This window comes from Campylobacter sp. CFSAN093224 (assembly GCF_012897395.1).
Lineage (GTDB): Bacteria > Campylobacterota > Campylobacteria > Campylobacterales > Campylobacteraceae > Campylobacter_D > Campylobacter_D jejuni.
This window is the reverse complement of sequence record NZ_CP040607.1, coordinates 1,524,737-1,547,783: the sequence shown is the minus strand read 5'-3', so window position 1 is coordinate 1,547,783 and position 23,047 is coordinate 1,524,737. Positions and strand designations below refer to the sequence as shown.

The 23,047-nt window shown below is 30.0% G+C and carries 23 protein-coding genes, 4 tRNA genes and 2 pseudogenes; 13 read left to right on the top strand and 16 right to left on the bottom strand.

All coding sequences use genetic code 11. From position 1 onward, the window contains the following. The first annotated feature begins 21 nt into the window (after positions 1–21). Genes FBF11_RS07905 through aroC form a run of 4 tightly spaced genes read left to right on the top strand, consistent with a single transcriptional unit; the run spans position 22 to position 3,184 of the window. On the top strand, positions 22–1,008 hold the full coding sequence (locus FBF11_RS07905) for a CDC27 family protein (RefSeq protein WP_002851401.1): 987 nt from the start codon (positions 22–24) through the stop codon (positions 1,006–1,008). Beyond that, entirely contained in the window at positions 995–1,435 is a 441-nt protein-coding gene (gene rnhA, locus FBF11_RS07900; protein ID WP_002851277.1) for a ribonuclease HI, read from the top strand. Before FBF11_RS07905 ends, rnhA begins: the two co-directional genes overlap by 14 nt. Then, positions 1,422–2,096 carry a ribonuclease III gene (gene rnc / locus FBF11_RS07895; RefSeq protein ID WP_002851153.1) on the top strand — a complete coding sequence of 225 codons (675 nt, stop codon included), beginning with the start codon at positions 1,422–1,424 and terminating at the stop codon, positions 2,094–2,096. The genes rnhA and rnc overlap by 14 nt, the downstream gene beginning before the upstream one ends. Beyond that, positions 2,096–3,184 carry a chorismate synthase gene (aroC, locus tag FBF11_RS07890; protein ID WP_002851463.1) on the top strand — a complete coding sequence of 363 codons (1,089 nt, stop codon included), beginning with the start codon at positions 2,096–2,098 and terminating at the stop codon, positions 3,182–3,184. The genes rnc and aroC overlap by 1 nt, the downstream gene beginning before the upstream one ends. 85 nt (positions 3,185–3,269) lie before the next feature. Here aroC and FBF11_RS07885 read toward each other — a convergent pair whose 3' ends face one another. Continuing rightward, complete coding sequence (locus FBF11_RS07885; RefSeq protein ID WP_002851386.1) at positions 3,270–4,253, bottom strand: MnmA/TRMU family protein; 984 nt, start codon at positions 4,251–4,253, stop codon at positions 3,270–3,272. 94 nt (positions 4,254–4,347) lie between these two features. Between FBF11_RS07885 and FBF11_RS07880 the strand changes: the two genes are divergently transcribed. Together FBF11_RS07880 and FBF11_RS07875 are read left to right on the top strand one after the other, a co-directional pair. After that, positions 4,348–4,509 (top strand): hypothetical protein, encoded by a 162-nt coding sequence (locus FBF11_RS07880; RefSeq protein WP_002778908.1) that lies wholly within the window; start codon positions 4,348–4,350, stop codon positions 4,507–4,509. Positions 4,510–4,512: 3 nt separating this feature from the next. Beyond that, positions 4,513–5,382 (top strand): hypothetical protein, encoded by an 870-nt coding sequence (locus FBF11_RS07875; RefSeq protein ID WP_168977486.1) that lies wholly within the window; start codon positions 4,513–4,515, stop codon positions 5,380–5,382. Between the two features lie 12 nt (positions 5,383–5,394). Here FBF11_RS07875 and FBF11_RS07870 read toward each other — a convergent pair. The 3 genes and pseudogenes from FBF11_RS07870 to exbB all read right to left on the bottom strand — a co-directional run bounded on the left by FBF11_RS07870 (position 5,395) and on the right by exbB (position 6,883). Further along, positions 5,395–6,079 (bottom strand): annotated as a pseudogene (locus FBF11_RS07870) (energy transducer TonB). Then, positions 6,076–6,465 (bottom strand): TonB system transport protein ExbD, encoded by a 390-nt coding sequence (gene exbD, locus FBF11_RS07865; protein ID WP_002851470.1) that lies wholly within the window; start codon positions 6,463–6,465, stop codon positions 6,076–6,078. The pseudogene FBF11_RS07870 and the gene exbD overlap by 4 nt, the downstream one beginning before the upstream one ends. Further along, positions 6,458–6,883, bottom strand: a complete 426-nt coding sequence (gene exbB, locus FBF11_RS07860; RefSeq protein ID WP_002871878.1) for a TonB-system energizer ExbB — start codon at positions 6,881–6,883, stop codon at positions 6,458–6,460. The genes exbD and exbB overlap by 8 nt, the downstream gene beginning before the upstream one ends. Positions 6,884–7,040: 157 nt before the next feature. Between exbB and FBF11_RS07855 the strand changes: the two genes are divergently transcribed. The 4 genes from FBF11_RS07855 to FBF11_RS07840 all read left to right on the top strand — a co-directional run bounded on the left by FBF11_RS07855 (position 7,041) and on the right by FBF11_RS07840 (position 11,153). After that, positions 7,041–7,784 (top strand): DUF4261 domain-containing protein, encoded by a 744-nt coding sequence (locus tag FBF11_RS07855; protein WP_002858965.1) that lies wholly within the window; start codon positions 7,041–7,043, stop codon positions 7,782–7,784. Positions 7,785–7,847: 63 nt separating this feature from the next. After that, complete coding sequence (locus FBF11_RS07850; RefSeq protein WP_002843383.1) at positions 7,848–8,264, top strand: PepSY-like domain-containing protein; 417 nt, start codon at positions 7,848–7,850, stop codon at positions 8,262–8,264. A 259-nt stretch (positions 8,265–8,523) separates the two neighbouring features. Next, positions 8,524–9,774 (top strand): hypothetical protein, encoded by a 1,251-nt coding sequence (locus FBF11_RS07845; RefSeq protein WP_057096995.1) that lies wholly within the window; start codon positions 8,524–8,526, stop codon positions 9,772–9,774. Positions 9,775–9,788: 14 nt separating this feature from the next. After that, positions 9,789–11,153 (top strand): L-serine ammonia-lyase, encoded by a 1,365-nt coding sequence (locus tag FBF11_RS07840; RefSeq protein ID WP_002851484.1) that lies wholly within the window; start codon positions 9,789–9,791, stop codon positions 11,151–11,153. A 7-nt stretch (positions 11,154–11,160) separates the two neighbouring features. Here FBF11_RS07840 and FBF11_RS07835 read toward each other — a convergent pair whose 3' ends face one another. The 7 genes from FBF11_RS07835 to FBF11_RS07805 all read right to left on the bottom strand — a co-directional run bounded on the left by FBF11_RS07835 (position 11,161) and on the right by FBF11_RS07805 (position 14,072). Next, positions 11,161–11,682 (bottom strand): hypothetical protein, encoded by a 522-nt coding sequence (locus FBF11_RS07835; RefSeq protein ID WP_057042305.1) that lies wholly within the window; start codon positions 11,680–11,682, stop codon positions 11,161–11,163. Beyond that, on the bottom strand, positions 11,663–12,643 hold the full coding sequence (ribD, locus tag FBF11_RS07830) for a bifunctional diaminohydroxyphosphoribosylaminopyrimidine deaminase/5-amino-6-(5-phosphoribosylamino)uracil reductase RibD (protein ID WP_002870340.1): 981 nt from the start codon (positions 12,641–12,643) through the stop codon (positions 11,663–11,665). The genes FBF11_RS07835 and ribD overlap by 20 nt, the downstream gene beginning before the upstream one ends. A 231-nt stretch (positions 12,644–12,874) precedes the next feature. Beyond that, a tRNA-Ser gene (locus FBF11_RS07825) sits at positions 12,875–12,962 on the bottom strand. A 21-nt stretch (positions 12,963–12,983) separates the two neighbouring features. Next, positions 12,984–13,057, bottom strand: a tRNA-Cys gene (locus tag FBF11_RS07820). Between the two features lie 18 nt (positions 13,058–13,075). Further along, positions 13,076–13,164, bottom strand: a tRNA-Leu gene (locus tag FBF11_RS07815). Positions 13,165–13,173: 9 nt separating this feature from the next. Further along, positions 13,174–13,248 (bottom strand) — tRNA-Gly (locus FBF11_RS07810). Positions 13,249–13,319: 71 nt separating this feature from the next. Beyond that, positions 13,320–14,072 carry a hypothetical protein gene (locus tag FBF11_RS07805; protein WP_002867562.1) on the bottom strand — a complete coding sequence of 251 codons (753 nt, stop codon included), beginning with the start codon at positions 14,070–14,072 and terminating at the stop codon, positions 13,320–13,322. Positions 14,073–14,144: 72 nt separating this feature from the next. Here FBF11_RS07805 and mutY point away from each other — a divergent pair, with 72 nt between their 5' ends. Continuing rightward, the gene (gene mutY / locus FBF11_RS07800; RefSeq protein WP_002874087.1) at positions 14,145–15,164 is read left to right on the top strand and encodes an A/G-specific adenine glycosylase; all 1,020 of its coding nucleotides are present in this window, start codon (positions 14,145–14,147) and stop codon (positions 15,162–15,164) included. Here the strand turns inward: mutY and FBF11_RS07795 are convergent. Then, a pseudogene (locus FBF11_RS07795) lies at positions 15,150–16,401 on the bottom strand (MFS transporter). The gene mutY and the pseudogene FBF11_RS07795 sit on opposite strands and share 15 nt — an antisense overlap. Before the next feature lie 165 nt (positions 16,402–16,566). Between FBF11_RS07795 and FBF11_RS07790 the strand changes: the two are divergent. Next, complete coding sequence (locus FBF11_RS07790; RefSeq protein ID WP_002851158.1) at positions 16,567–17,424, top strand: radical SAM/SPASM domain-containing protein; 858 nt, start codon at positions 16,567–16,569, stop codon at positions 17,422–17,424. Here FBF11_RS07790 and FBF11_RS07785 read toward each other — a convergent pair. From FBF11_RS07785 to FBF11_RS07770, 4 genes are read right to left on the bottom strand one after another with little or no spacing between them, the layout of a single operon-like run. Further along, positions 17,421–18,227 carry an ABC transporter substrate-binding protein gene (locus FBF11_RS07785; RefSeq protein WP_002851399.1) on the bottom strand — a complete coding sequence of 269 codons (807 nt, stop codon included), beginning with the start codon at positions 18,225–18,227 and terminating at the stop codon, positions 17,421–17,423. The two genes, FBF11_RS07790 and FBF11_RS07785, sit on opposite strands and share 4 nt — an antisense overlap. After that, complete coding sequence (locus FBF11_RS07780; RefSeq protein WP_002851136.1) at positions 18,224–19,000, bottom strand: ABC transporter ATP-binding protein; 777 nt, start codon at positions 18,998–19,000, stop codon at positions 18,224–18,226. The genes FBF11_RS07785 and FBF11_RS07780 overlap by 4 nt, the downstream gene beginning before the upstream one ends. After that, the gene (locus FBF11_RS07775) at positions 19,000–19,986 is read right to left on the bottom strand and encodes an iron ABC transporter permease (protein WP_002851460.1); all 987 of its coding nucleotides are present in this window, start codon (positions 19,984–19,986) and stop codon (positions 19,000–19,002) included. The genes FBF11_RS07780 and FBF11_RS07775 overlap by 1 nt, the downstream gene beginning before the upstream one ends. Further along, a complete protein-coding gene (locus FBF11_RS07770) occupies positions 19,961–22,090 on the bottom strand; it encodes a TonB-dependent receptor (protein WP_057096997.1) in 2,130 nt (709 codons plus the stop codon). Before FBF11_RS07770 ends, FBF11_RS07775 begins: the two co-directional genes overlap by 26 nt. A 193-nt stretch (positions 22,091–22,283) precedes the next feature. Between FBF11_RS07770 and FBF11_RS07765 the strand changes: the two genes are divergently transcribed. Further along, complete coding sequence (locus FBF11_RS07765) at positions 22,284–23,039, top strand: HugZ family heme oxygenase (protein WP_002851503.1); 756 nt, start codon at positions 22,284–22,286, stop codon at positions 23,037–23,039. Positions 23,040–23,047 lie beyond the last annotated feature (8 nt).

The window sequence follows — 23,047 nt, the reverse complement described above, 5'->3', positions numbered from 1 at the left end:
TAAAATTTTTAGAGCGAGACTATGGATTTTTTCTTTGTAGAATACAGAGACCCTTTAGTAGGGCTTATAATTTTAACCATTTTAGTATTTGTTGTAGCTGTTGCAAATTATATTTGGAAAATATTTGCTAACAAAGATGAAGAACAAAAGCTTGAAAAATTTATAAAAAAATTTGAAATGGATAACGCTCATAAAGAGTTATTAAGAAATAGTAGCTTGAGTTTTGGAAATTTAAGTTTTTTGGCTGAAATTTTTACTAAAAGCGGGGAATTTGAAAAAGCAACTCAAATTTATTTGATTGCTCTTGAAAAATGTAAAGATAAACAAGAAAGAGAATTTATTTTCCTTTCTTTAGCAAAAGTTTATTTTAAAGCAGGATTTTTAGAGCGTGCAAAAGAAGTTTTATTACAAGCTTTAAAACTGCGTCCAAGAAATATACAAGCCTTAAAACTTTTAAAAATTGTTTATTTAAAACTTCGTTCTTATAAAGAAAATTTAGAACTTTTAGAATGTCTTTTTGAGCTTAATGAAGATGTACAAAAAGAGCGTGATTTTATCAAAGCTTTAGAACTTTGTACTTTTAATATTACTGATGAAGAAAAAAAGAAAAAACTTTTAGAATTTAAAATAGAAGATAATCCTATGTTGGGGCGTTTAGTTTTTGAAAAATATCATATGTTTTTAGGGCAAAATTTTTTTGATATTTGTGATTTGCTTTATAGAGAAAATGAAGCGTTTAATTTAGAAAATCAAGATTTTTTAGAATTCTTTTATGCTTTGGGTAAAATTTCAAAGCATGATGATACGCACCAGTTTGTTTTTAAAAATTCTAACTTTAAAATGTTAAAAATTTTAAAAGATAATTCTTTTAATGCGGGGTTAGAATTTTCATATCGTTGTTCTGAGTGTAAAAATGTAATGCCTTTGTTTTTTTATCACTGTCCTGTTTGTTATGAGTTTAATACTTGTAAAATTATTTATGAAGTGAAAAACAATGAAACACATTGAAATTTATACAGATGGCTCATGTCTTAATAATCCAGGTTTTGGCGGATGGGCTTATATTTTGCGTTATAAGGAGTATCAAAAGGAAGGTTTTGGAGCTGAGGCTAATACCACTAACAATAGAATGGAGCTAATGGCAATTATTGAATCTTTGAAGGCTTTAAAAGAGCCTTGTGAAATTTCGCTTTTTACAGATTCTAACCTAATGGTTCAAAGTATTAATGAATGGCTAGAAGGATGGATAAAAAAGGATTTTAAAGGTAAAAAAAATATAGATTTATGGAAGGAATATATTAAAGTGGCAAAATCTCATAAGATTAAGGCTTTTTGGGTAAAAGCACATAATGGACATTTGGAAAATGAAAGGTGTGATACATTGGCGCGTGAAGCTGCTTTGAAAATTGCAAGGGAAAATGATGAAAAACATTGAAAAGCTAGAGCAGAGTTTAACTTATGAATTTAAAGATAAAAATCTTCTTATACATGCTTTAACCCATAAAAGTTTTAAAAAATCTTACAACAACGAACGCTTGGAATTTTTAGGTGATGCCGTGCTTGATTTAGTTGTAGGTGAATACCTTTTTCATAAATTCGCCAAAGATGCCGAAGGAGATTTATCTAAGCTTAGAGCAGCTTTAGTAAATGAAAAGTCTTTTGCAAAAATTGCAAATAGTTTAAATTTGGGCGATTTTATTCTTATGAGTGTTGCTGAGGAAAACAATGGAGGAAAAGAAAAGCCTTCTATACTTTCAGATGCGTTAGAAGCCATTATAGGTGCTATACATTTAGAAGCTGGGTTCGAGTTTGCAAAAACTATTGCTTTAAGGCTTATAGAAAAAAATTTCCCTCAAATTGATGCAAAAATTCTTATAAAAGATTATAAAACAAAATTACAAGAGATTACACAGGGAAAAATAGGACAAACTCCGCAGTATGAAACAGTGCGTGCTTTTGGCCCTGATCATTTAAAGCAATTTGAAATTGCTTTAATGCTTGATGGTAAAGAACTTGCAAGAGCTATTGCAGGAAGCAAAAAAGAAGCACAGCAAATGGCAGCAAAAATTGCACTTGAGAAATTAGGAGCTTTATAGTGAATACCTTTGGTACGAGATTGAAATTTACAAGTTTTGGTGAGTCTCATGGTGTGGCTGTTGGATGTATTATTGATGGAATGCCTGCTGGGGTTAAATTTGATGAAGAATTTTTGCAAAATGAGCTTGATAAACGCAAAGGCGGAAGTAAATTTGCAACACCAAGAAAAGAAAGCGATAAAGCTCAGGTTTTAAGCGGGGTTTTTGAAGGATATACAACGGGTCATCCCATAGCTATAGTAGTTTTTAATGAAAATGCTCATTCTAAAGATTATGATAATTTAAAAGATCTATTTCGTCCTGCTCATGCGGATTTTACTTATTTTTATAAATATGGCATAAGAGATCATAGGGGTGGGGGTAGATCAAGCGCTAGGGAAAGTGTTGCTAGAGTGGCTGGTGGTGCAGTTGCAGCGATGCTTTTGCGTGAATTTGATATTTGTGTTCAAAGTGGTGTTTTTGGAGTAGGAACTTTTGTATCAAATTTGAAAGAAGAAGAATTTGATTTTGAATTTGCTAAGAAAAGTGAAATTTTTTGCCTTGATCCAAAACTAGAAAGTGACTTTAAAAATGAAATTTTAAATGCTAGAAATTCAAAAGATAGCGTAGGCGCTGCTGTTTTTACAAAAGTTAGTGGTATGCTTATAGGACTTGGAGAAGTTCTTTATGATAAGTTAGACTCTAAATTAGCTCATGCTTTAATGGGAATTAATGCTGTTAAAGCAGTTGAAATAGGCGAAGGTATTAATGCAAGCAAAATGCGCGGATCGTGTAATAATGATGCTTTAAAAGATGGCAAGTTTTTAAGCAATCATAGCGGAGGAATTTTAGGAGGAATTTCAAATGGAGAAAATCTTATTTTAAAAACTTATTTTAAACCTACTCCTTCTATTTTTGCCAAGCAAGAAAGTATAGATAAATTTGGCAATAATTTGAAATTTGAACTCAAAGGTAGGCATGATCCTTGTGTAGGTGTTAGAGGAAGTGTTGTAGCTAGTGCTATGGTACGTTTAGTTTTGGCTGATTGTTTGCTTTTGAATGCGAGTGCGAATTTAAACAATTTAAAAAATGCTTATGGATTAAAATAAAAAAAGCCCATTTTCATGGGCTTGATTGCAATATTTTGAAAAGATTCAAATACTATATCGCTTGTTTTGCTAAATACTTTATACTTTAACTAATAAAAAATTGATTAATATCAGCCTTATTTTCAAAAGCTATACTTGTATAAGCTTGATTTTTAAATTTAAGTTCATAGCTTTTTCCTACTTCGTGTTTAGTATAGGTAAGGGCTATTTTTAAGGCAAGTTCTAAGTCTTTTTCTGAAATTTTTTCATCTACCAAAGAGTAAGCTCCGATTAAATCCCCAATTTCTATTGCTTCATATTTAGGAGTTTTTAAACCTTTTAAAAGAGTATTTTCAAGTTCATTTCTACCTATGATCATTTTAGCTCCATTGGGTAATCTTAAATGACGACCATATTTTAAAAGTTGTGCGTCATTAACCTGCATATCTTTGTCAAATTCTATGAAATCTCGAATTTTTTTAGCAAAACTATCAAGAGTTAGCAAACAACCTCCACCTGGGCTTTCAAAGTCTTCTAAGCCAAATTTAGCTGCAAGTTCAAGTTGTCTTTTACGACTTCTTCCAATAATACCTTCGAGTTTTTCTCTATCTACCCAACCTTCTCTTTCAGGTTTGGTTAGAGGTAGGTTTTTTGCACACATAGGACGCAAGATTAAATCTTCTTCATCAAGAGCAAGTTTTTTAACCTTTGCCATTGCATCACTTCTTTGACTCATAGGGCGTTGTCCTAAAACTTCTCCTGTGATGATAAAACTTGCATTTTCTTCTTTTAACATAGCAAGAGCAGTTTTAAACATAAAAGCATGACAATCTATACAAGGATTAAAATGTTTGCCATAGCCATATTGTGGATTAAAAAGCACTTCTTGAAGATAGGAATTTCTTACATCTATCATTTCAAAATCTGCACCTACCATTGCCGCACGCTTTTTCATGATTTCGCTTTTATCACTTGTGCTTCCAAAACCTATGTTGATATTTAGAGCTTTAACTTCTATGCCTTGTGCAGTGATGAGTTTCATTGCAAGCATACTATCAAGCCCACCGCTAAAAAGAGCTAATGCTTTCATTGATTCCTTTCTGAGATTATAAAGTTTTTTAAGATTTTGTCGATTATAAAAGGTATAATTTTAACTAAAAAATCTTTAAAATAAGGATTGGAAAATGTTAAAAATAATTTTGGTTTTAAGCATTTTGAGTTCTTTTGCTTTTGCAAATTCTTGTGCTAACTACGAGCAAGAACTTAAAAAGTGTAATTCTTTAAAAAATTCACATGAGAGAAAAATGTGTCGTTTAGGTTTATTTGCAAAATGTAAAAAAGGATAAATAATGAAAATCGATACTTCTGCTAGTTTAACCCATTCTTTAACTAATAATGTTGATAAAAAAGAGCTTAGCGTATTAAAAAAAGAAGATCAAGATAAAATTCCCGTGCAAGATCTTTCGAGTTTAAATAGCGATGGTGTTAAGGTTATTTTTGAAAATAAGCAAGGTGAACTTATAGCTTTAAATTTAAGCGATGAAAATTATAGTAGTTTACAAAAAAATTTCGGTTCTTATATGAATTATGTTGCTAGAAATGATGGTAGTATAAGGCTTAATGGCGAAGTAAATCAATTTGTTTCAAATTGGTTTGAAAGTGTAAAAGATAATTTTGGTTCTTTAAATTCAAATTTAAATAATAAACAACAAAGTGTAAAATTAAATTTTAATACAAGTACCCTTCAACAAAGTATGCAAAATTTAGGCTTTAAAACAAGTGATGAAAAAATATCTGATGATGCAAATATAGAAGAAAAATTAAATTTTTTTATTGATAAAGATGTAAATAAAGATGGTAAAGTTGATGATAGTGATGTTAAAGAACCTAGCATGAGAGAAATTTTAAGCGACATTAAAGAAGCATCAGGTGGTGGAGCTAATGCTATGAAAACCATAGATCCGCAAAAAATCAATAAAAAAGATGATAAGGAAAATAATATCAAAGAAAAAGAAGACGAAGATTTGCTTCAAAAAGCCCAAGAAAAAGGTTTAAATGCTTTAAGTGCTGATGAGCAGGCAAAGCTTGAGGCTAGCAATCCTGAAGAATTTGAAAAACTGAAGCAAAAATCTTTGCAAGAATTAAGTCAGAATTTAAGTAAAGATTTTCAAAATAAAATTGAAAATCAAGAAGCACAAATTGTAGATAAGAGAGTGTAGCAAATTATAATTTTACCCTCTTAGGGTTTTAAAATCATATATAATAGGTAGTGTAATTCTTAAATCCCCGTTATAGTATGGAAAATTTAAAGAAGCTTTTCTTATGCTTTCTAAAGCACTTTTATCTAATAAATCATATCCTGAGCTTTCTATGATTTTTAAATCTGCTAAAGTTTTGTTTTCTTTCCATAAAAATTCTACTTTTACAGTTCCTTGCATACGCATTTTTTTTGCTTGCCTTGGATAAAATTGTGCTTGTTGTATAGCTTTTTGGATTTCTTTTAATACAGGGTGATTATCTTTTCCTTGTGTTAATTGAGTGATCTTAGGTTTGACATTTGTATCAGTTGTTTTTGCAAAAGTTTTAACTTCTTGAGTTGGTGCTATTGGGGTTTTATTTGGTATTGGGTGTGGAGGTGTTTTTTTTATCTTTTTTTTGCATTTTTTCAGGAGTTTTTTTAATAACTTTTGGCTGAGGTTTTGGTTTGATAGGTTCTATAATGGATTCTGTTGGTTTGGTCTCATTTGTTGGATTAGTTTGGGTAAATTGTTTTATTGCTAAAGAAAAAGAATCTTCATTTTTAATTTCCATTTTAAAAAAGTCATTTGAGTAAAAAATGACAAAAAGCAAAGGTATAAAGACTATAAAAGTTATATAAGAAGCTTGGTATTTATAATTTAAAAATAAAGTTTTCATTTGTTTTTCTCAGTAAGAATCTGAAAATTTTCATGTTCTTTGGCTTTTAAAAAATCTATAATTTTTACAAAGCTTTCAAATTTAGCATTTTTATCGCTTTTTAGTTCTACTATGGTTTTTTTATCAAGTGAAAAAATAGCATTTTGAACTTCATTTAAATCAGCTAATTTATCATTTAAATAAAAAGTATTTTTTTCGTCTATGGTTATAAGAAGTTTTTTTTCATTATTGCTTATATTGGTAGCATTTTCACTTGAAGGAAGTGAGATTTGAATTTTTCCATGCGCAATAAAGGTTGAAATACTAAGCACTATAGCAAGCAAAACAAGCATAATGTCTATAAATGGGACTATATTTAAACCTTCATTTTTTGGTAGTTTAAGCATTTTTATTTGCCTTATAAGCATTGCTTAAGAGGGAAACTTTTCTAAGTAAGGCATTATAAGCCATTAAAGCAGGAATAGCAACCAAAAGTCCTAAGGCTGTAGCTTTAAGAGCTAAAGAAAGCCCCACGATTATAGATTTGACATCTATATTGCCCGCCAAGCCCATTTCGTAAAATGTAACCATGATGCCTATTACAGTGCCTAAAAGTCCTATATAAGGGGCATTGGAATAGATGATATATATAGTGGTTAAATTTTCACTAATCGCATCATCAAATTGCTCTTGATTCTCATAATTTTTAAAGTTAATTTTTCTAAAAAATAGCATTCTTTCTACAACACACCAAAAAGCTATAAATGCCATAATTCCTAGAATTAAAAAGATAATTAAATCGATGTAATCTTTTAAAAATTCCATATTTTTCTCCAAAAATATACTTATAAATTTTAAAAGATTATACTGTATAAAAAATAAATTTATAATTAATATCAATTATCATAATTTTTAAGAAATTCTTGTTTATAGTATTTATTTTTATTAGGTTATAATTTATAAAAATTTAATAGGGTTTAACATGACTATAGAATTAAATCACAATTTTACCTCTTTTGTTCTTCTTGATGAAGTTGATTTTAATTTTTCGGAGTTAAAAAGCATTTTAGAAGATAAATTTAATATAAAAATAGCTGATGAAAATTTTACCAAAGAGGGCGTGATTTTTTCATATGAAAATATGTTAGTTACTCTAAATTTGATTAAAAATCCTATACCTAATCACGAAGCAGAATACTATGCAAATTTTAATTTTATGTGGAAAGATGCCTTAGAGCAAACTAAAAAACATAAAGCTCATCTTCTTATAGCGGTGCTAAGTCAAGATCAAAGCAAATTAGAACAAGCTAAAATGTTTACGAAAATTGCAGCTTTATGTTTGGAAAATAAACATGCTTTAGGTTTTTATACAGGTGCAGTTGTTTTAGAGCCCAGTTTTTATATAGAAAATGCAAAAATGTTAGATGATAATCGCTTGCCGGTATATAATTGGATATATGTTAGTGTTTATCCTAGTGAAAATGGAGTTAATGCTTATACTTATGGGCTTAGAAATTTTGATAAATTAGAACTTGAAGTTTGTGATTTAAACATAGAAGAAAAAGAACTTTTCTTTTGTATTTATGATATTGTTTTGCATATTTTAACTTATGATATTAATCTAAAAGATAAAGATATTTTAAAATTTGAAGATGGAAAAGAAATAAAATTTATAAAAAGTCAAGGTATAAGTGTTGAGAATGAAAGCTTGAAAATTATTTTTTAAGTTTCACATTCACTTCACAGTTTTGAGTTAAACTTTCGCCAACCAAGAAAAAAAGGAGAAATTATGAAAGCAAAACTAACTTTACTTGCTTTGTTGGGTACTACGGTGCTTTTAGCTAAAGATATGGTTGTTCCTGCTAGCGAACTTCCAAATAATGCCAAAGAATTTATTTCTAAAAATTTTAAAACCGCTCAAATTGGTTTGGTGAAAAAAGATATAGATTCTTATGATGTGATTTTAAATGATGGAACTGAAATTGATTTTATGATCAATGGAGAGTGGAAAGAAGTTGATGGAAAATATAAGGCTTTGCCACATACTATCTTACCTAATGTTATGAAAAAAGTGAGTGCAACTCAACCAAATGCTCAAATTCTTGAAGTAGACAAAGAAATTAATGGTTATAAATTTAAGTTTAATAACAATATGGAAGTTTATACAGATATGCAAGGAAATATCCTAGGTCAAAAATTAGATTAATTTTTGAAAATTTAACTCCCTTAGAAAATTTGATGCAAAAATTTGGAAGCATAGTCTTCCAAATTTTTATTTTTTGATTGCAAAACTCAAAATATATTTAGTTTTAAAATAATACTGTATTGATACAAGTGATTGTTTTTTTATAAAATTAAATTTACAAAATGTTACATAAGATTTAAAATATTTTTTTTAAAAAATAATTATTTATAAATATTTTGCTAAAATAAAAGAGATGTAATCTTAAATTTAAGGAAGAATAATGAATACTCCTAAATGGACTAGTCACGATACAAGGTGGGTTTTATCTCTTTTTGGAACAGCTATTGGAGCCGGCGTACTTTTGTTGCCTATTAGTGCTGGGCTTGGTGGATTGATACCTTTGTTAGTTATACTTGTTTTAGCTTTTCCTATGACTTACTTAGCTCATAGAAATTTATGTCGCTTTGTGCTTTCAAGTTCTAATCCAAAAGATGATATTACTTTTGTTGCAGAAAGTTATTTTGGCAAGGGCGGTGGATTTTTAATTACACTTTTGTATTTTTTTGCTATTTTGCCTATTTTATTGGTTTATAGTGCTAATCTTACAACAACTTTGCTTGAGTTCTTAATCAATCAGTTCAATTTCAATGCAGATCTTACTCATGCTGCTCGTTGGTGGGTGAGTTTTTTGATTGTTGGAGTTTTGGTTTTGATTTCTATTCTTGGTGAAAATGTTGTAACAAAAGCAATGAGTTTTCTTGTTTTTCCTTTTATTATATTTTTATTTATTTTTTCATTGCTTTTAATTCCACAATGGAATTTATCGTTATTTGCAAATGTTGATTTTTCCGTAATTTCAACAAGTAATTTTTGGGTTACTTTATGGCTTGTTATTCCTGTGATGGTATTTAGTTTTAATCACTCTCCTATCATTTCTTCACTTGCTTGTTATTGTAAAAAAGAATATGATGGTTATGCTGAACCTCGCGCTAGAAAAATTATTTCTTTGGCAATTATTCTTATGGTTTTTGTTGTAATGTTTTTTGTTTTTTCTTGTGCTTTAACCTTTACACCAGAAGATTTTGCATCAGCAAAAGATCAAAATATCAATATTCTTACTTTTATAGCAAATAAATTTCCTGAAGTTTCTTTACTAGCTTATGTTGGACCTATTGTTGCACTTGTGGCTATTAGCAAAAGTTTCTTAGGGCATTATCTTGGTTCTCAAGAAGGCTTAAATGGTATTTTATATAAAGCAAGTAATGGTAGAATTCAAGGTAAATTCGCTCAAACTTTAACAGCGATCATTACCTTTGCTATCGCGTGGCTTGTTGCGTATAAAAATCCAAGTGTTATAGGAATTATCGAGGCTATTGGTGGTCCTGTTTTGGCTATTTTGCTTTTCTTAATGCCGCTTTATTGTATTTATCGTTTTGATATTTTGGCAAGGTTTCGTAATAAATTTTTAGATCTTTTTGTTTTGGTAATGGGGATAGTTGCAATTTCTGCTGCAATTCATGATCTTTTATAAATTAAGGATAAAAAATGAGTAATTTAAGCATTTTTAAAATAGGTGTTGGCCCTTCTTCTTCTCATACTTTAGGGCCTATGCTTGCTGGAAATTTATTTTGTAAAAAAGTTGCTAAAAAGCTTGATGAAATTGATAGAGTTGAGGTTACTCTTTATGGTTCTTTGTCGTTAACAGGCAAAGGACACTTGAGTGATAAGGCTGTGATTTGGGGGTTAAATGGCTTAGAAGCTAAAAATTTAAGTGCGGCAATACAAGATGAAGTAAATAAAAATGCTATTGAAAATGCTCAAATTGATTTTTGTGGCGAGAAAAAACTTAGTTTTAATTATGAAAAAGATTTGATATTTTCTAAAGATTTTTTACCTTTACATGAGAATGGTATGAAAATTAAAGCTTATGATTGTAAAGGTGGGTTAGTTGATGAGGAAACTTATTATTCTGTAGGTGGAGGCTTTGTTTTAACAGCTGCGGAATTAGAAAAAAAAGGTAAAAATTCTAACCAAAATAAAAAGAAAAAACTAGATATAGAGCTTAATAACGCTAAAGAAGCTTTAGAGCTTTGCGATAAAAGAGATTGGGATTTGGCAGAGCTTTCTTATCGTTATGAATTGCAATTTCATACTAAAGAGGAAATTTGTGCTTATTGTCTTGAAATTTGGGAAGTGATGCAAGAAGTGTATTATAATGGTACGCACCCGAATGAAGATTATTTGCCTGGAAAACTTCATTTAAAGCGTAGAGCTAAAGGACTTAAAGAAAGAGTAGCGATGACAGCTGATCCTATGGGTATTATCGATTTTATTTCTTTATATGCTATTGCGATTGCTGAAGAAAATGCTAGCGGAGCAAAAGTCGTAACCGCACCAACAAATGGAGCATGTGCTGTTATCCCTGCTGTTATGCTTTATCTTAAAAATCATACTATAGGTTTTAGTGATGAAAAGGTTATAGAGTTTTTATTAACAGCAATGCTTATAGGTTCTTTTTATAAGAAAAATGCAAGTATTAGCGGAGCAGAAGCAGGTTGTCAAGCAGAAATTGGTAGTGCTAGTTCTATGGCAGCTGCGGCTATGGCAACAGTTTTAGGAGCTAATGCTTTTAAAGCATGTAATGCTGCTGAAATGGCAATGGAACATCATCTAGGTCTAACTTGCGATCCAGTTGCAGGACTTGTGCAAATTCCTTGCATAGAAAGAAATGCCTTTGGAGCCATTAAGGCCATAAGTGCTGCTAGAATGGCAATGACACGCAAATCCACTCCTATGGTAAGCCTTGATGAGGTTATAGAAACCATGTATGAAACAGGAAAAGATATGAATTATAAATATAAAGAAACTTCTTTAGGTGGTCTTGCTACAAATTTAAAAACAGTATGCTAAAGTGTTTTTACACTTTAGTGTATTTTTTCATTCTTTGACTTAAAAATTCTTTCATTTCTTCTTTGGAAAAACTTTTAAGAATGCGAATTTGCTTAAAAAGCAAGCCAAGATTGATTACTCCCATCACTAAAAGCAATAAGCAAATCATTAAAAAAAGAAGATCTATGGCTCCAAATTCATTAATCATAGCCAAACTTGCAAAAAATACACTCGCTAATAACAAAAAAAATAAAAGCAATATTTGTTTTAATTTTGTCTCATTAAAATTATCGCAATTTTGAGTGAAATTTCTAAAAAGTATGATCTTTTTACCCAAATTTGAAACTAAAATTTCATCATTTTCCTTAAATAAGCCTTCTTTTAAACTTTGATAAAAAAAGATTTCATTATTTAAATTTAAAGCATCTTTGTAGCTTGATAAGGTGTAGTCTTTGTAAAAAAAGGATTTTAATTCATTTTTCTTTTCTATTTTAAATAATCTTAAATCATTTCTCGCATAAAAAAATCCACTAAAGTTCATAAATGCCATAAGTATCACTCCCTAAAAAATTCCTATAAAGTGGCTTGAAATTTAAAGGTATTGTAACATTTTTTTCATCATTTAAACTTGAACTTTGGAAAATCAAAAACATATCTATTTCATCTTTAAAGGTTTTGAGAAAATTTTCTCCACCCTCATACATTAAAAATTTAGCTTCACTTGGAATTTGGGTATAAATTTGGCGGTTTGGAACTTTAAATAAAGGGATATTTTTATCAAAATTATCTATATTTTGACGGCTTAAGATACAAAGATTAGGCGCTTTTGCTTTGCAAAGCCTAGCATCTAGTATAGGGTGATCTTTTCTTATGGTTTCTCCACCGACTACAAGCAAATCAATCACCGCTCTAATTTTATGTGCATAAGTGCGACTTAGCTCATTGCTTACGATTTTGCCAAAAGGCGAGCCATTCATAGAAAGGGCTAATTTAAAAAGTTTAAATTGCCCTTTTTGCCATTTTAAAAAAGGTTTTAAAAGTTTTTTTCCTTCTTCTTTAAGTATGTCAAATTCAACCTCTATGCCTTGTTTTTTTAAAAATTCAGCCCCACCACTTGCGATTTTATTTCCATCTTTAACGCTGATGAAAATTTTTTTAAAACCTAGCTCGCTAAAGAGTTTTGCACAAGGAGGCGTTTTTCCTTGATGAGAGCAAGGCTCAAGTGTGACAAAAGCTATGCTATCTTTAAATACACCTTGATGGTTTTTGCAAATAAACTCATGCAAGGCGTTTGCTTCTTTGGGCAATGAAATTTCAGGTCTTAAGCTTTTAAAAGCATGAGCTATGGCATTAAGTTCCGCATGAGCTAATCCAGCTTTTTCATGAGCTTTTATGGCTAAAATTTTTTCATTTTTATCTAAGATTACACAGCCTACAGCCGGATTTGGATAGGTTAAAAACTGATATTTCCAAGCCTCATTTAAGGCTAAATTCATATAAAATTCTTTCATTTGCCTACCTTATATTTTAAAATTTGACATATTTTTAAAATTTTATATTTTTGTTTTAAGATAACAAATTCTAAATTTTCCATTTGTATTTCTTATTTTTAATTATATTAGCCATAGTTTTTTTAAGTTTTTTAGGATATAACGAAAATAGTAAGATTGAAGTATTATTTTTCATTTGTAGTATCCTTTAAATTAGGAATGATATAAGCTTGATAAACTAGAAAGTTTTGGTGGCCGGGAGAAAGGGATTCGAACCCCTGGAGGTGTGACCCTCAACGGTTTTCAAGACCGCCGCTTTCGACCACTCAGCCATCTCCCGATAAAGTAAAGTTTTGCCTTTTGGAGGCGACATCCGGATTCGAACCGGAGATCAAGGCTTTGCAGGCCCATGCCTTACCGCTTGGCTATGTCGCCCTGATAATGTTGAAAAAGTGGTGCCCGAGGCCGGACTTGAACCGGCACGGAAGAAAAATTCCGAGGGATTTTAAGTCCCTTGTGTCTACCAATTCCACCACCCGGGCGGGTGATTATGGAGCGGGAAACGAGATTCGAACTCGCGACCCCAACCTTGGCAAGGTTGTGCTCTACCCCTGAGCTATTCCCGCATAAATTTCTGAAAGAATTGAAGATAAAAGTATAGCAAAATAAACTTAAAAGGAGTTTATTTTGCCTTAAGTTATTTGCAAATAAATAAAGCTTTCGCGCTTAAAATTTGTTCTTTTTCGCTGATAATTGGAGATGAAAGTTCTATATTGTCAGATTTTGCATTTAACATTCTAGGTGCGATATTGGTATTGGCATTTACTTGTAAATTTTTCAATACACAAGTTTTATTAAGATCTAAAGAGTAAGTTTTTTCATATTCGTATGATGTTTTTAAAAGCTCTTTGTAGAGATTTTCTTTGTTGTTGTTTAGTGTATCTTTTGAAAATTTTGTTTGTATGGCTGGTGTTGAAACGCTGATGAAATTATTTTTAGCTATGATAGAATTGATGTCATTTAAAAGCTTGTTAAAATCTGCAAGTTGGTTTTCTTTAAATTCACATTCTAAATTCGCATCAAATCTTTGACCTTTTGGAGTTTGTATACCATCTTTATAGGAAAAATTAGGCTCTAAAGAAAAACTTCCTCCGCTACAAAAATTTTCTTTTTTTGAGCGTTCTAAAATTTGATTGAAAGTATTTGTGATTTCAGCTTTTTCACTATTGTCTAATGTAATTTTTGAACTTAAATTTTCATTTGCCCAAAAATTAATATTTGCATATAAAATATCGGGTTTTAGCGTATTGCTTACTTCTATATTTCTTGAAAAATATAAATCATGATTAGAGTCTTTTTTGCCTAAAAATTCTACATTAAAAACTACTCCTGCAACAAAAAGTAATAAACATAAAAAACCTACACCTAAACCTTTAAAAAAAGCTAACATGGATATCCTTAATAATTTAATTTGAGCTAATTTTAGCAAAAAATTTTAAAATTTTTTGTTATACTCTCATTTATGCAAAAAAAAGAGCTTGAAAAACTACAAGAAAATTTACTTCTTTGGTATGAAAAAAATGGACGCAAAACTTTGCCTTGGCGTAATTTACAAAGTCAAAATTGTGATGAAAGTTTAAAGCATATTGATAGAGCTTATGGGGTTTATATCAGCGAAATTATGCTTCAGCAAACTCAAGTTAAATCAGTTTTAGAAAAGTTTTATTTCCCCTTTTTGCAAAAATTTCCTACTTTAGAAAGTTTGGCTAATGCTAATGAAGACGAGCTTTTAAAGGCTTGGCAAGGACTTGGTTATTACACTCGTGCTAGAAATTTAAAAAAGGCAGCTTTAGAATGCGTGGATAAGTTTGGGGCTAAATTACCTAAAGAAGTTGAGGATCTAAAAAAATTAAGCGGTATAGGAGCTTATACAGCAGGCGCTATAGCTTGTTTTGGCTACGATCAAAAGGTTTCTTTTGTTGATGGCAATATACGCCGTGTGCTTTCTCGTCTTTTTGCTTTAGAAAATCCTAGCATGAAAGAACTTGAAAAAAGAGCTAAAGAGCTTTTAAATTTAAATCATGCCTTTGATCACAACCAAGCTTTGCTTGATATAGGGGCTTTGGTTTGTGTGGGTAAAAATGCAAAGTGTGGGATTTGTCCTTTGTATGATTTTTGTCAAGGCAAATTTCATACAGAGCTTTATCCAAGAGCTAAAAAAATACTTTATGAGAGTTTAAATTTAAATCTTTTTTTGTTTGAATTTAATAAAAAATTTGCGATACAGAAAAGCCAAGATAAGCTTTATAAGGGTATGTATAATTTTCCTTTTTTTAAAGAAGGAGAGTATAAACTTTCTAAAGATATGGGTTTTGTAGGGGAGTTTAAGCACAACTATACTAAGTATAAACTTAATATCAAGGTTTATCATCAAATTTTAAACAATGAAAATAAAAATTATGAATTTAAAACCTTAAAAGAGTTAGAAAGTACCGCACTTTCGGCACTTTCTTTAAAAGCGTTAAAATTAATTAAGCTCTGATTTTTTAGGCAAACATAAAGTAGCTATAAGCATGATGATTGTAAAAATAGCTATATATATAAAAAAGCCATTTTCTATACCTGCATTTTTAAATTGTAAAGCAACCCAAGGAGCAGATCCTCCAAAAACAGCATTTGAAATAGCATAACCTAAACCTGTCCCTAAAGCTCTTACATGTTCAGGAAAAAGTTTTGCTTTAAAAATCCCAGCAACTGAAGTATAAAAACTTAAAATAACAAACAATAATACCACCAACATAAATGTCAAAGAAGGATTATTTTGTGCGTTATTGGCTATAAGTGAAAAAATAGGATAAATTCCTACCAATGCCAAAATACAAAATACAATTAAAGATCGTTTGTGACCTATTTTATCTCCTATATATCCAAAAAGAGGTTGAATGATCATTAGTATAAATAAAGCACCTAAGAAAAGATTATTAACAAGCATTTTATCCATACCCGTATTTTCCATAAAAGTTTTAGTATAAGTTGTAATGGTGTAAAAAGCTAAAGAACCTCCAGAGGTAACCCCAAGTACCATTAAAAAAGGTTTCCAAGATTTGCATAATGCCTTTAAAGTACCACGATCTTCATGCTGGTGAAGTTTTGTAGCACTTTCATTCATCATTTTTCTTACAAAAAGCGAGCCTAGTGCTAAAATTCCGCCTATTACAAAAAGTATTCTCCAAGCATAATCTTTCATATCATCAATGCTAAAAAATAAAAACATTATACTAATGCTTGCAACGGCCAAAAGTTGACCACCTATTAGGGTTACATACTGAAAAGATGAGTAAAAACCGCGTTTTCCTTCCGTAGCAAGTTCTGAAAGATAAGTAGCTGCTATGCCATACTCCCCGCCTACACTAAGACCTTGAATAAGTCTTGCTATTAAAAGCAAGATAATAGCAAGATCGCCCACTGTATCTTTGCTTGGTAAGGCTGCTATCATAAAAGAGCCTAAAGCCATTAAAACCACTGATATAACCATAGATTTTTTACGACCTACTTTATCAGCCAAAAAGCCAAGAGCCTATAGGACGCATAAAAAATCCTGCTGCAAAAACCCCAAAGGCATTGATTTGCTGGATAACAGGATTATCTGAAGTTGAAAAAGTATGAGCAAAATAAGTTGCTGTAAAAGCATAGATATAAAAATCAAACCACTCTACTAAATTTCCGCTACTTGCAGCAATAATAGAGCGAATTTTTTTCGTGCGAGTAAGCTCTTGCATAAACCCTTCCTTAATTTTAGATTTTTATTTAAGTATAGTGTGATTTTTGTTTAATATATTTAAAAATAAAGAAGAGAAATAAAAAAGATAAAAATATCGATAAAAATGTTACATATTTTAATAAATTTCATAAATTTTGGTAAAATGTTTACTCTAGGAAATATAATGAAATTTAAAAAAATATATATAGAATTAAGCGATATTTGTGGTTTAAAATGTGATTTTTGTCCTTCTCAAAAAGGAATTCGCGGGGTAATGAGTGAAGAAAAATTTCAAAACTTAGCTTATGAAATTTCTAATAAAGCTGAGCTTTTTACCTTTCATCTTTTGGGTGATCCTTTGCTTTTACCTAATTTGGAAAATTATCTAAAAATCGCAAAAGATGAAGCTATGAAACTTGAAATCACTACAAGTGGCTTTTATCTAAATTCTAAAAATCAAGCTTTATTGTTAGGGTATGAGAATATCCATCAAATCAATATTTCTTTAATGTCTTTTTTAAGTCAAAGCAAAATTTCTTTAGAACAGTATTTTAAGCCTATTTTAGAACTTTGCAAAAAGCATTTAGAGCAAAAAAGCCTTTCTTTTATCAATCTAAGACTTTGGAATTTAGATGCTAATTTTAAAGCACCTAAGTCAAATTTAAAAATTTATGAGTTTTTAGCCAAAGAATTTGAAGCTAAGATCGATGCAAACTTAAGTAAAAATCGCTTGCAAAGACATATTTTGCTTCATCAAAATAAACTTTTTAAATGGCCAAATTTAAAAGATGAACCCCTTTATAAAAAAGGAAAATGTCATGCTTTAAAAGAGCAAATTGGGATTTTAAGTGATGGAAGTTTGGTGCCTTGCTGTTTGGATACTAAAGCAGATATTAACTTGGGAAATGTTTTTGAAAATAACTTTGATAAGCTTTTTAGATCACCGCGTATAAAGATGATGAAAAAAGCTTTTGAAGAAGATAAACGCATAGAAAAACTTTGTCAAACTTGCGAATTTTTTAAAGCAAGATTGGGTGATTAAAAATTGTTATTTTCTAGCTTTGTTTTAAATTCTTGAATTCTATCTATTATCTTAGGACTAAGACGTAATAATATAGGTGTATCTTTGTTAAAATAAATACTTCCTGTTTTAACTGCTTTGGTATTTTTCAATAAAGCATTTGTATCTAAAAGATTGTTTTTAGCATTAATTCCAAGAATGAGTATGTCTGGATTTTGTTTCAGTATGTATTCTGCTGATATAACAGGTCTTGAAATTTGACTTTGCGGGCTTAAATTTTTAATCCCTATAAGTCTTAAAATATCAGCTATTAAAGAATTATCATTAAAGGCCATTAAAGGGTTGCTAGAATAAAGATAAATCGCACTTTTATTTAGGGGTTTATCGCTTAATTTTTTAAATTTTTGGTTAAATTCTTGTTTTAAAAGCTCTGCTTCTTTTTCTTTTTTGGTGATTTGGCCTAAGGTTGTGATATTTTTTGTTATATCTTCTAAACGCTCGGCTTTTAAATTGATACTTTTGATACCAAAATTTTTAAGTCCTTCTTCTAAATTTAAAGAATAAGAGCTTAAAATCACCAAACTTGGTTTTAATGCTACTATTTTTTCAAGCGAAGGATTTGAAAAAGTGCCTACGCTTGTAAGTTTTGAGGTTTGATCTTTAGGATAAATATTTGAGTGTTGTAAAGTAGCAATGCCTACGATTTGATCTTCAGCCTTAAGCATAAAAAGGGTTTCTATGCTTGCAGGATCAAGCACTACAAGGCGTTCTTTTGCATTTAGTGCGATTAAAAACAAACTCATAATAATTAAAATTTTTTTCATTTTTTCTCCTTTAAAGCTAAAATATAAGGTTTAGAATTTTTATAAATAATCTCGCAGTTTAAATCATAAATTTCTTTTAAAATTTCTTGAGTAAAAAGCTCTTTGCTCGTTCCAAAATACTTTATCTCCCCTTCTTTTAAAAAAAGGATTTTATCGCAGAATATAGAAGCTAAATTTAAATCATGCAAGATAGCAACAACGGCTATATTTTTTTCTTTAACTAGTTTTTCGCAAAGGTTTAAAAGCTCTATAGCATAGTTTAAATCAAGGGCTGAAGTGGGTTCATCTAAAAAAAGAATTTTTGGCTTTTTAAGCAAAGCTCTTGCTAAAAGCATTCTTTGAAATTCACCTCCGCTTAAAGAAAGTATGCTTCTTTCTAGAAAATTTTCAAGTCTTAAATCCTTAGCAAATTCTTTAATTTCTAAAATATCTTCTTTAGAATAAGAACTAAAAGCGTGTTTTAAATTCGGATATTTACTCATTAAAAGCACATCGATGACTTTTAAAGGGGTGTTTAATTCTGATTTTTGAGGCACAAAGCCACAAATTTTGGCAAATTCTTTAAGAGAAAAATCCTTGATATTTGTGTTAAAAAGACTTATCACTCCTTTATTTGGACTTAAATTTTTAAGTATAAGTTTTAAAAGAGTGCTTTTGCCTGAGCCATTTGGCCCTAAAATTCCTATAAAAGCTTGGTTTTTAAGTTCTAAATGAATATTTTTTAGTAAATCTTTTTGGTGATAAGCAAAGCTTAAATTATGTATTTTTAGCATTATAAAAATCTCCTAGCGCTTAAAGCTAAGTATAAAAAAATAGGAGCTCCAAAAAATGCAGTTAAAATTCCAATCGGAATTTGCACAGGAGCTAAAAGAGTTCTTGCTAAAGTATCACAAATAAGTAAAAATAATCCTCCAAATGCTGTACATAAAGGGATAACTAAGGCATTATTATAATTTTTAAGCAAAAGTCTTATAGTATGAGGAATGATGAGTCCAACAAAGCCTATAAGTCCGCTAAAAGCAACCGCAAAAGATACAGCTAAGGATGAGACAATGAGTAAATTTATCTTTAATTTTTGAGCATTTACCCCTAGATTTCTAGCTTCATCATCTCCGCTTAAAAGTATGTTTAATTCGTTTTTATGAGCGTAAAAATAAAACAAACAAAAAATTAAAGGCAAGATTAAAATTCCCACACGAAACCAAGAAGCATTGCCTATATTTCCCATAAGCCAAGCGACTATTTTAAAAGAATCCTCGCCTATAAGATAAGTGAAAAAAGAAGTAAAAGCCCCTAAAAAAGATGAAGCTGCTATGCCGATAATGAGTAAAGTTGCTATAGAAGCTTTAGAAGAAATTTTAAAAACTCCTAGGGCAAAAAAGGCAGAGCAAACAAAACCTAAAATTCCATAATAATAATCATTCAATTTTAACAAATACGCCAAAACCGCTCCAAAGGTTGCCGCAGAAGCTATACCTATGATATAAGGATCAGCTATAGGATTTGAAAATACATTTTGAGTGATAGCCCCACTACTAGCTAAAAGCATACCGATTAAAATCGCCATTATAATCCGTGGTAAGCGTCCATCTATGATTATTTGTCTTAAAATTTCATCTTGGCTAAAGATATATGAAAAAAGCTCTTTTGGATTTAAATTCTCATCTCCTAAGCAAAGTGCTGTAAAAGAAGCGATTATATAAGCTACCAAAAGCCCTATAATCACTAAAATTTTAGAATGCGTATTTAAATTCAACATAGTAGTTTCTGCCATTTCCAACTAGGTATTGATCATTTATACTGTCTTGATAGGTGTAGTATCTTTTATCGAAAAGATTGCGAATTCCTGCTAAAATTTGTAGTTTTTTATAATTATATTTCATGCCAATATCTGTTAAAAAATAATCCCTTATCCAAGAATTTTTAGACATTTTTCCTGTATTTTCATCTATAGTTCCACCATCTTTTGCTCTAGAAAAATAGGTTAAATCAATAAAATTTGAGAAATTTTTATTCCAAGCGTATTCAAGCCCAGCTGTGGCTTTGATTTTTGAAACATAAGGAATTCTCATGCCGTCATTAACACCTTTAGAAATTTTAGCATCAAGATAAGTTAGACTTTCTCTAAAGATTAAATCATCATCTAAAAAATTTTGACTCAGGCTTAATTCTACTCCTAAACGGCGAGTTTGATCTATATTATAATATTTCCACCAAGATCCACTAGTAGAATGAGGGTTTCCAAGATAAGAAATTTCATCTTTGCTTAGGGTGTAAAATAAAGTTAGATTAAAGCCGTAAAAATCCCACCAAAAATCATCAATACCTAGTTCAAAGGTATCAAAGATCTCAGGATTTAAATTTGCAGAATAATACTTTTGTGAATTTTTATCCTTGTTGACAAATTGTGCTGGACTTGGAGAGACAAAACCTCTTTCGTATTTGATATAAAGCTTTCCTGTGTCTGAGTATTTAAAATTTGGAGTGATTTCAAAAGCAAAATTATTGGCGTTTTTATTGGTATCAAAAAGTGTTGTTGAGTCTATGATAGTAGGTGATGGGGGTCTTCCGTTCATACTCATTTCATTTCTATAAGATCTATCGGTATTATAAGAGCTAAATTCATATCTAGCTCCACTGGATAAAGTAAAAAATTCATTAAAATTATGAGAATCAAGAGCAAAAATAGAATGGCTTTGTTTAGTCATATCTATTAAAGTTGTCATCCTGTGATAATTTATGACACTTGGAACGCTATAATACACCAAACTCTTTCTTTTTGCATCATGGTTTGCAAATTCATAACCAAAAATAAAATAAGAATTATTTGCATAATTTAGTTTGTTTTTTAAACTTATCCCTGTAAGCGTGTCTTCAAAACCACTTCCATTTTGATATACAGGAAAACTCATATTCATGTAGCTCATTGTAGAAACATCTTTTAGATAATTGATCTTTTGATTTTGCCAAAAAGCTTCTAGGTTAAATTCCCATATATCATCAAAATAGTAATGATAATCCAAAGAAATTTCAGGGCGATTGATTTGTGTGATATTATCACTCTTACCTTTTTGGGTTGGATCGCTTTGAGCTTGTGCTTTTGTTAGATAGCCACTGCTGGTATTTTTGCTTTTAAAATAATTATAACCCAAAGTTAAATCGCTATTATCATTGATATCAATATAGGTTTTTGTGTTGATAAAATAACCTTTTTCATTATAACCTTCTTGATATCCATCAAGGTTAAAACTTTGTATATCAAAGCTAAAAGCTAAATTTTCATTTATTTGTTTGGCACCATTGATACCTAAATTTCCACCTAGTCCACCATGATCATAAGCACTGCTTTTTAAATTTATAGCAAAAGCATCTGATTTTTGTTTTTTTGTAATGATATTAATCACGCCACCTCTAGTACCACTTCCATAAAGCACAGATCCACCCCCAGGTATGATTTCTATGCGTTCTACATTATCTAAATTGATACTATCTAGTGGGGTTACACCATGGGAATTATCAAGAACATTAATAGCATGCCCATCAATCATAACTTTTACAGCTATATTGGATTTATTTCCTTGTCCACGCATATCTATATTGCGTCCAAGTCCAAAATTTACAAAACTAATGCTCGAAATTCTTTCTAAGGCTTGTTCTAAAGAAACATAACCTTTATTTTGTAGATCTTTGCCTTCTATGCTGATTACATTGCGTAAATTTGAATCCGCATCTTGTTCAAAACCTGTTGTACTAACAACAACTTTTTGTAGATTGATAGCTTTATTTGATTCTTGTGCATTTAAATTAGTTATTAGCAATAATGCAAATAAAGATAATTTAAAAGCTTTTTTATTTGGGTGCAAATTTTACTCCTTAAATAAAATAAATAATGATAATTTATATCATAATAATTTAGAAATAAATTTATCCTTTATTAACTTAATCTAGTATAAATTTTTGTTAAAATAGATAATTTATATATTTTAAGTGCTTTTTAATTTGATAATTGATACCATTTTTTTTAATATTTTATTTTAAAATCAAGAAAGGATAAAAATGAATTTTGAAAGCATTATTTCTCATATGAATGATCATCATAAATCAAATTTAGTCGATCTTTGTAAAAAATTTGGTGGTATTGAGCAAGTACAAGATGTTTTTCTAAAAAGTGTTGATTTTAATGGCTTAGATCTTGTTTACAATGATAAAGAAAATTTACGAGTGGAATTTCCTAAAAAAGCCGATGAAAACACGATTAAAGATGCTATAATATCCCTTTGCATGAGTGCAAAGAGCGAGCAAAATTTTAGTGGTGTAGAAAAAGAATTAAATGAATTTATGCTAAGTTTTAATTCTGTAGCTTTGGCAACTTTAAATGCAAATGGAGAAGTTGTTTGCTCGTATGCACCTTTTGTAAGCACACAATGGGGAAATTATATTTATATAAGTGAAGTAAGTGAACATTTTAACAACATCAAAGTAAATCCAAACAATATAGAAATAATGTTTTTAGAGGATGAGAGTAAAGCTGTTTCTGTTATACTTCGTAAAAGATTGCGCTATAGAGTAAATGCAAGCTTTTTAGAGAGAGGTGAAAGATTTGATCAAATTTATGATGAGTTTGAAAAACAAACCGGAGGAGAAGGAGGCATTAAAACTATACGCAAGATGCTTGATTTTCATCTAGTAAAGCTTGAATTTAAAAAAGGACGCTTTGTAAAAGGTTTTGGTCAAGCTTATGATATAGAAAATGGAAATGTTGCACATGTAGGTGCTAGTGGAAATCCACATAAATTCCTACATAAGCATTAATTTATATA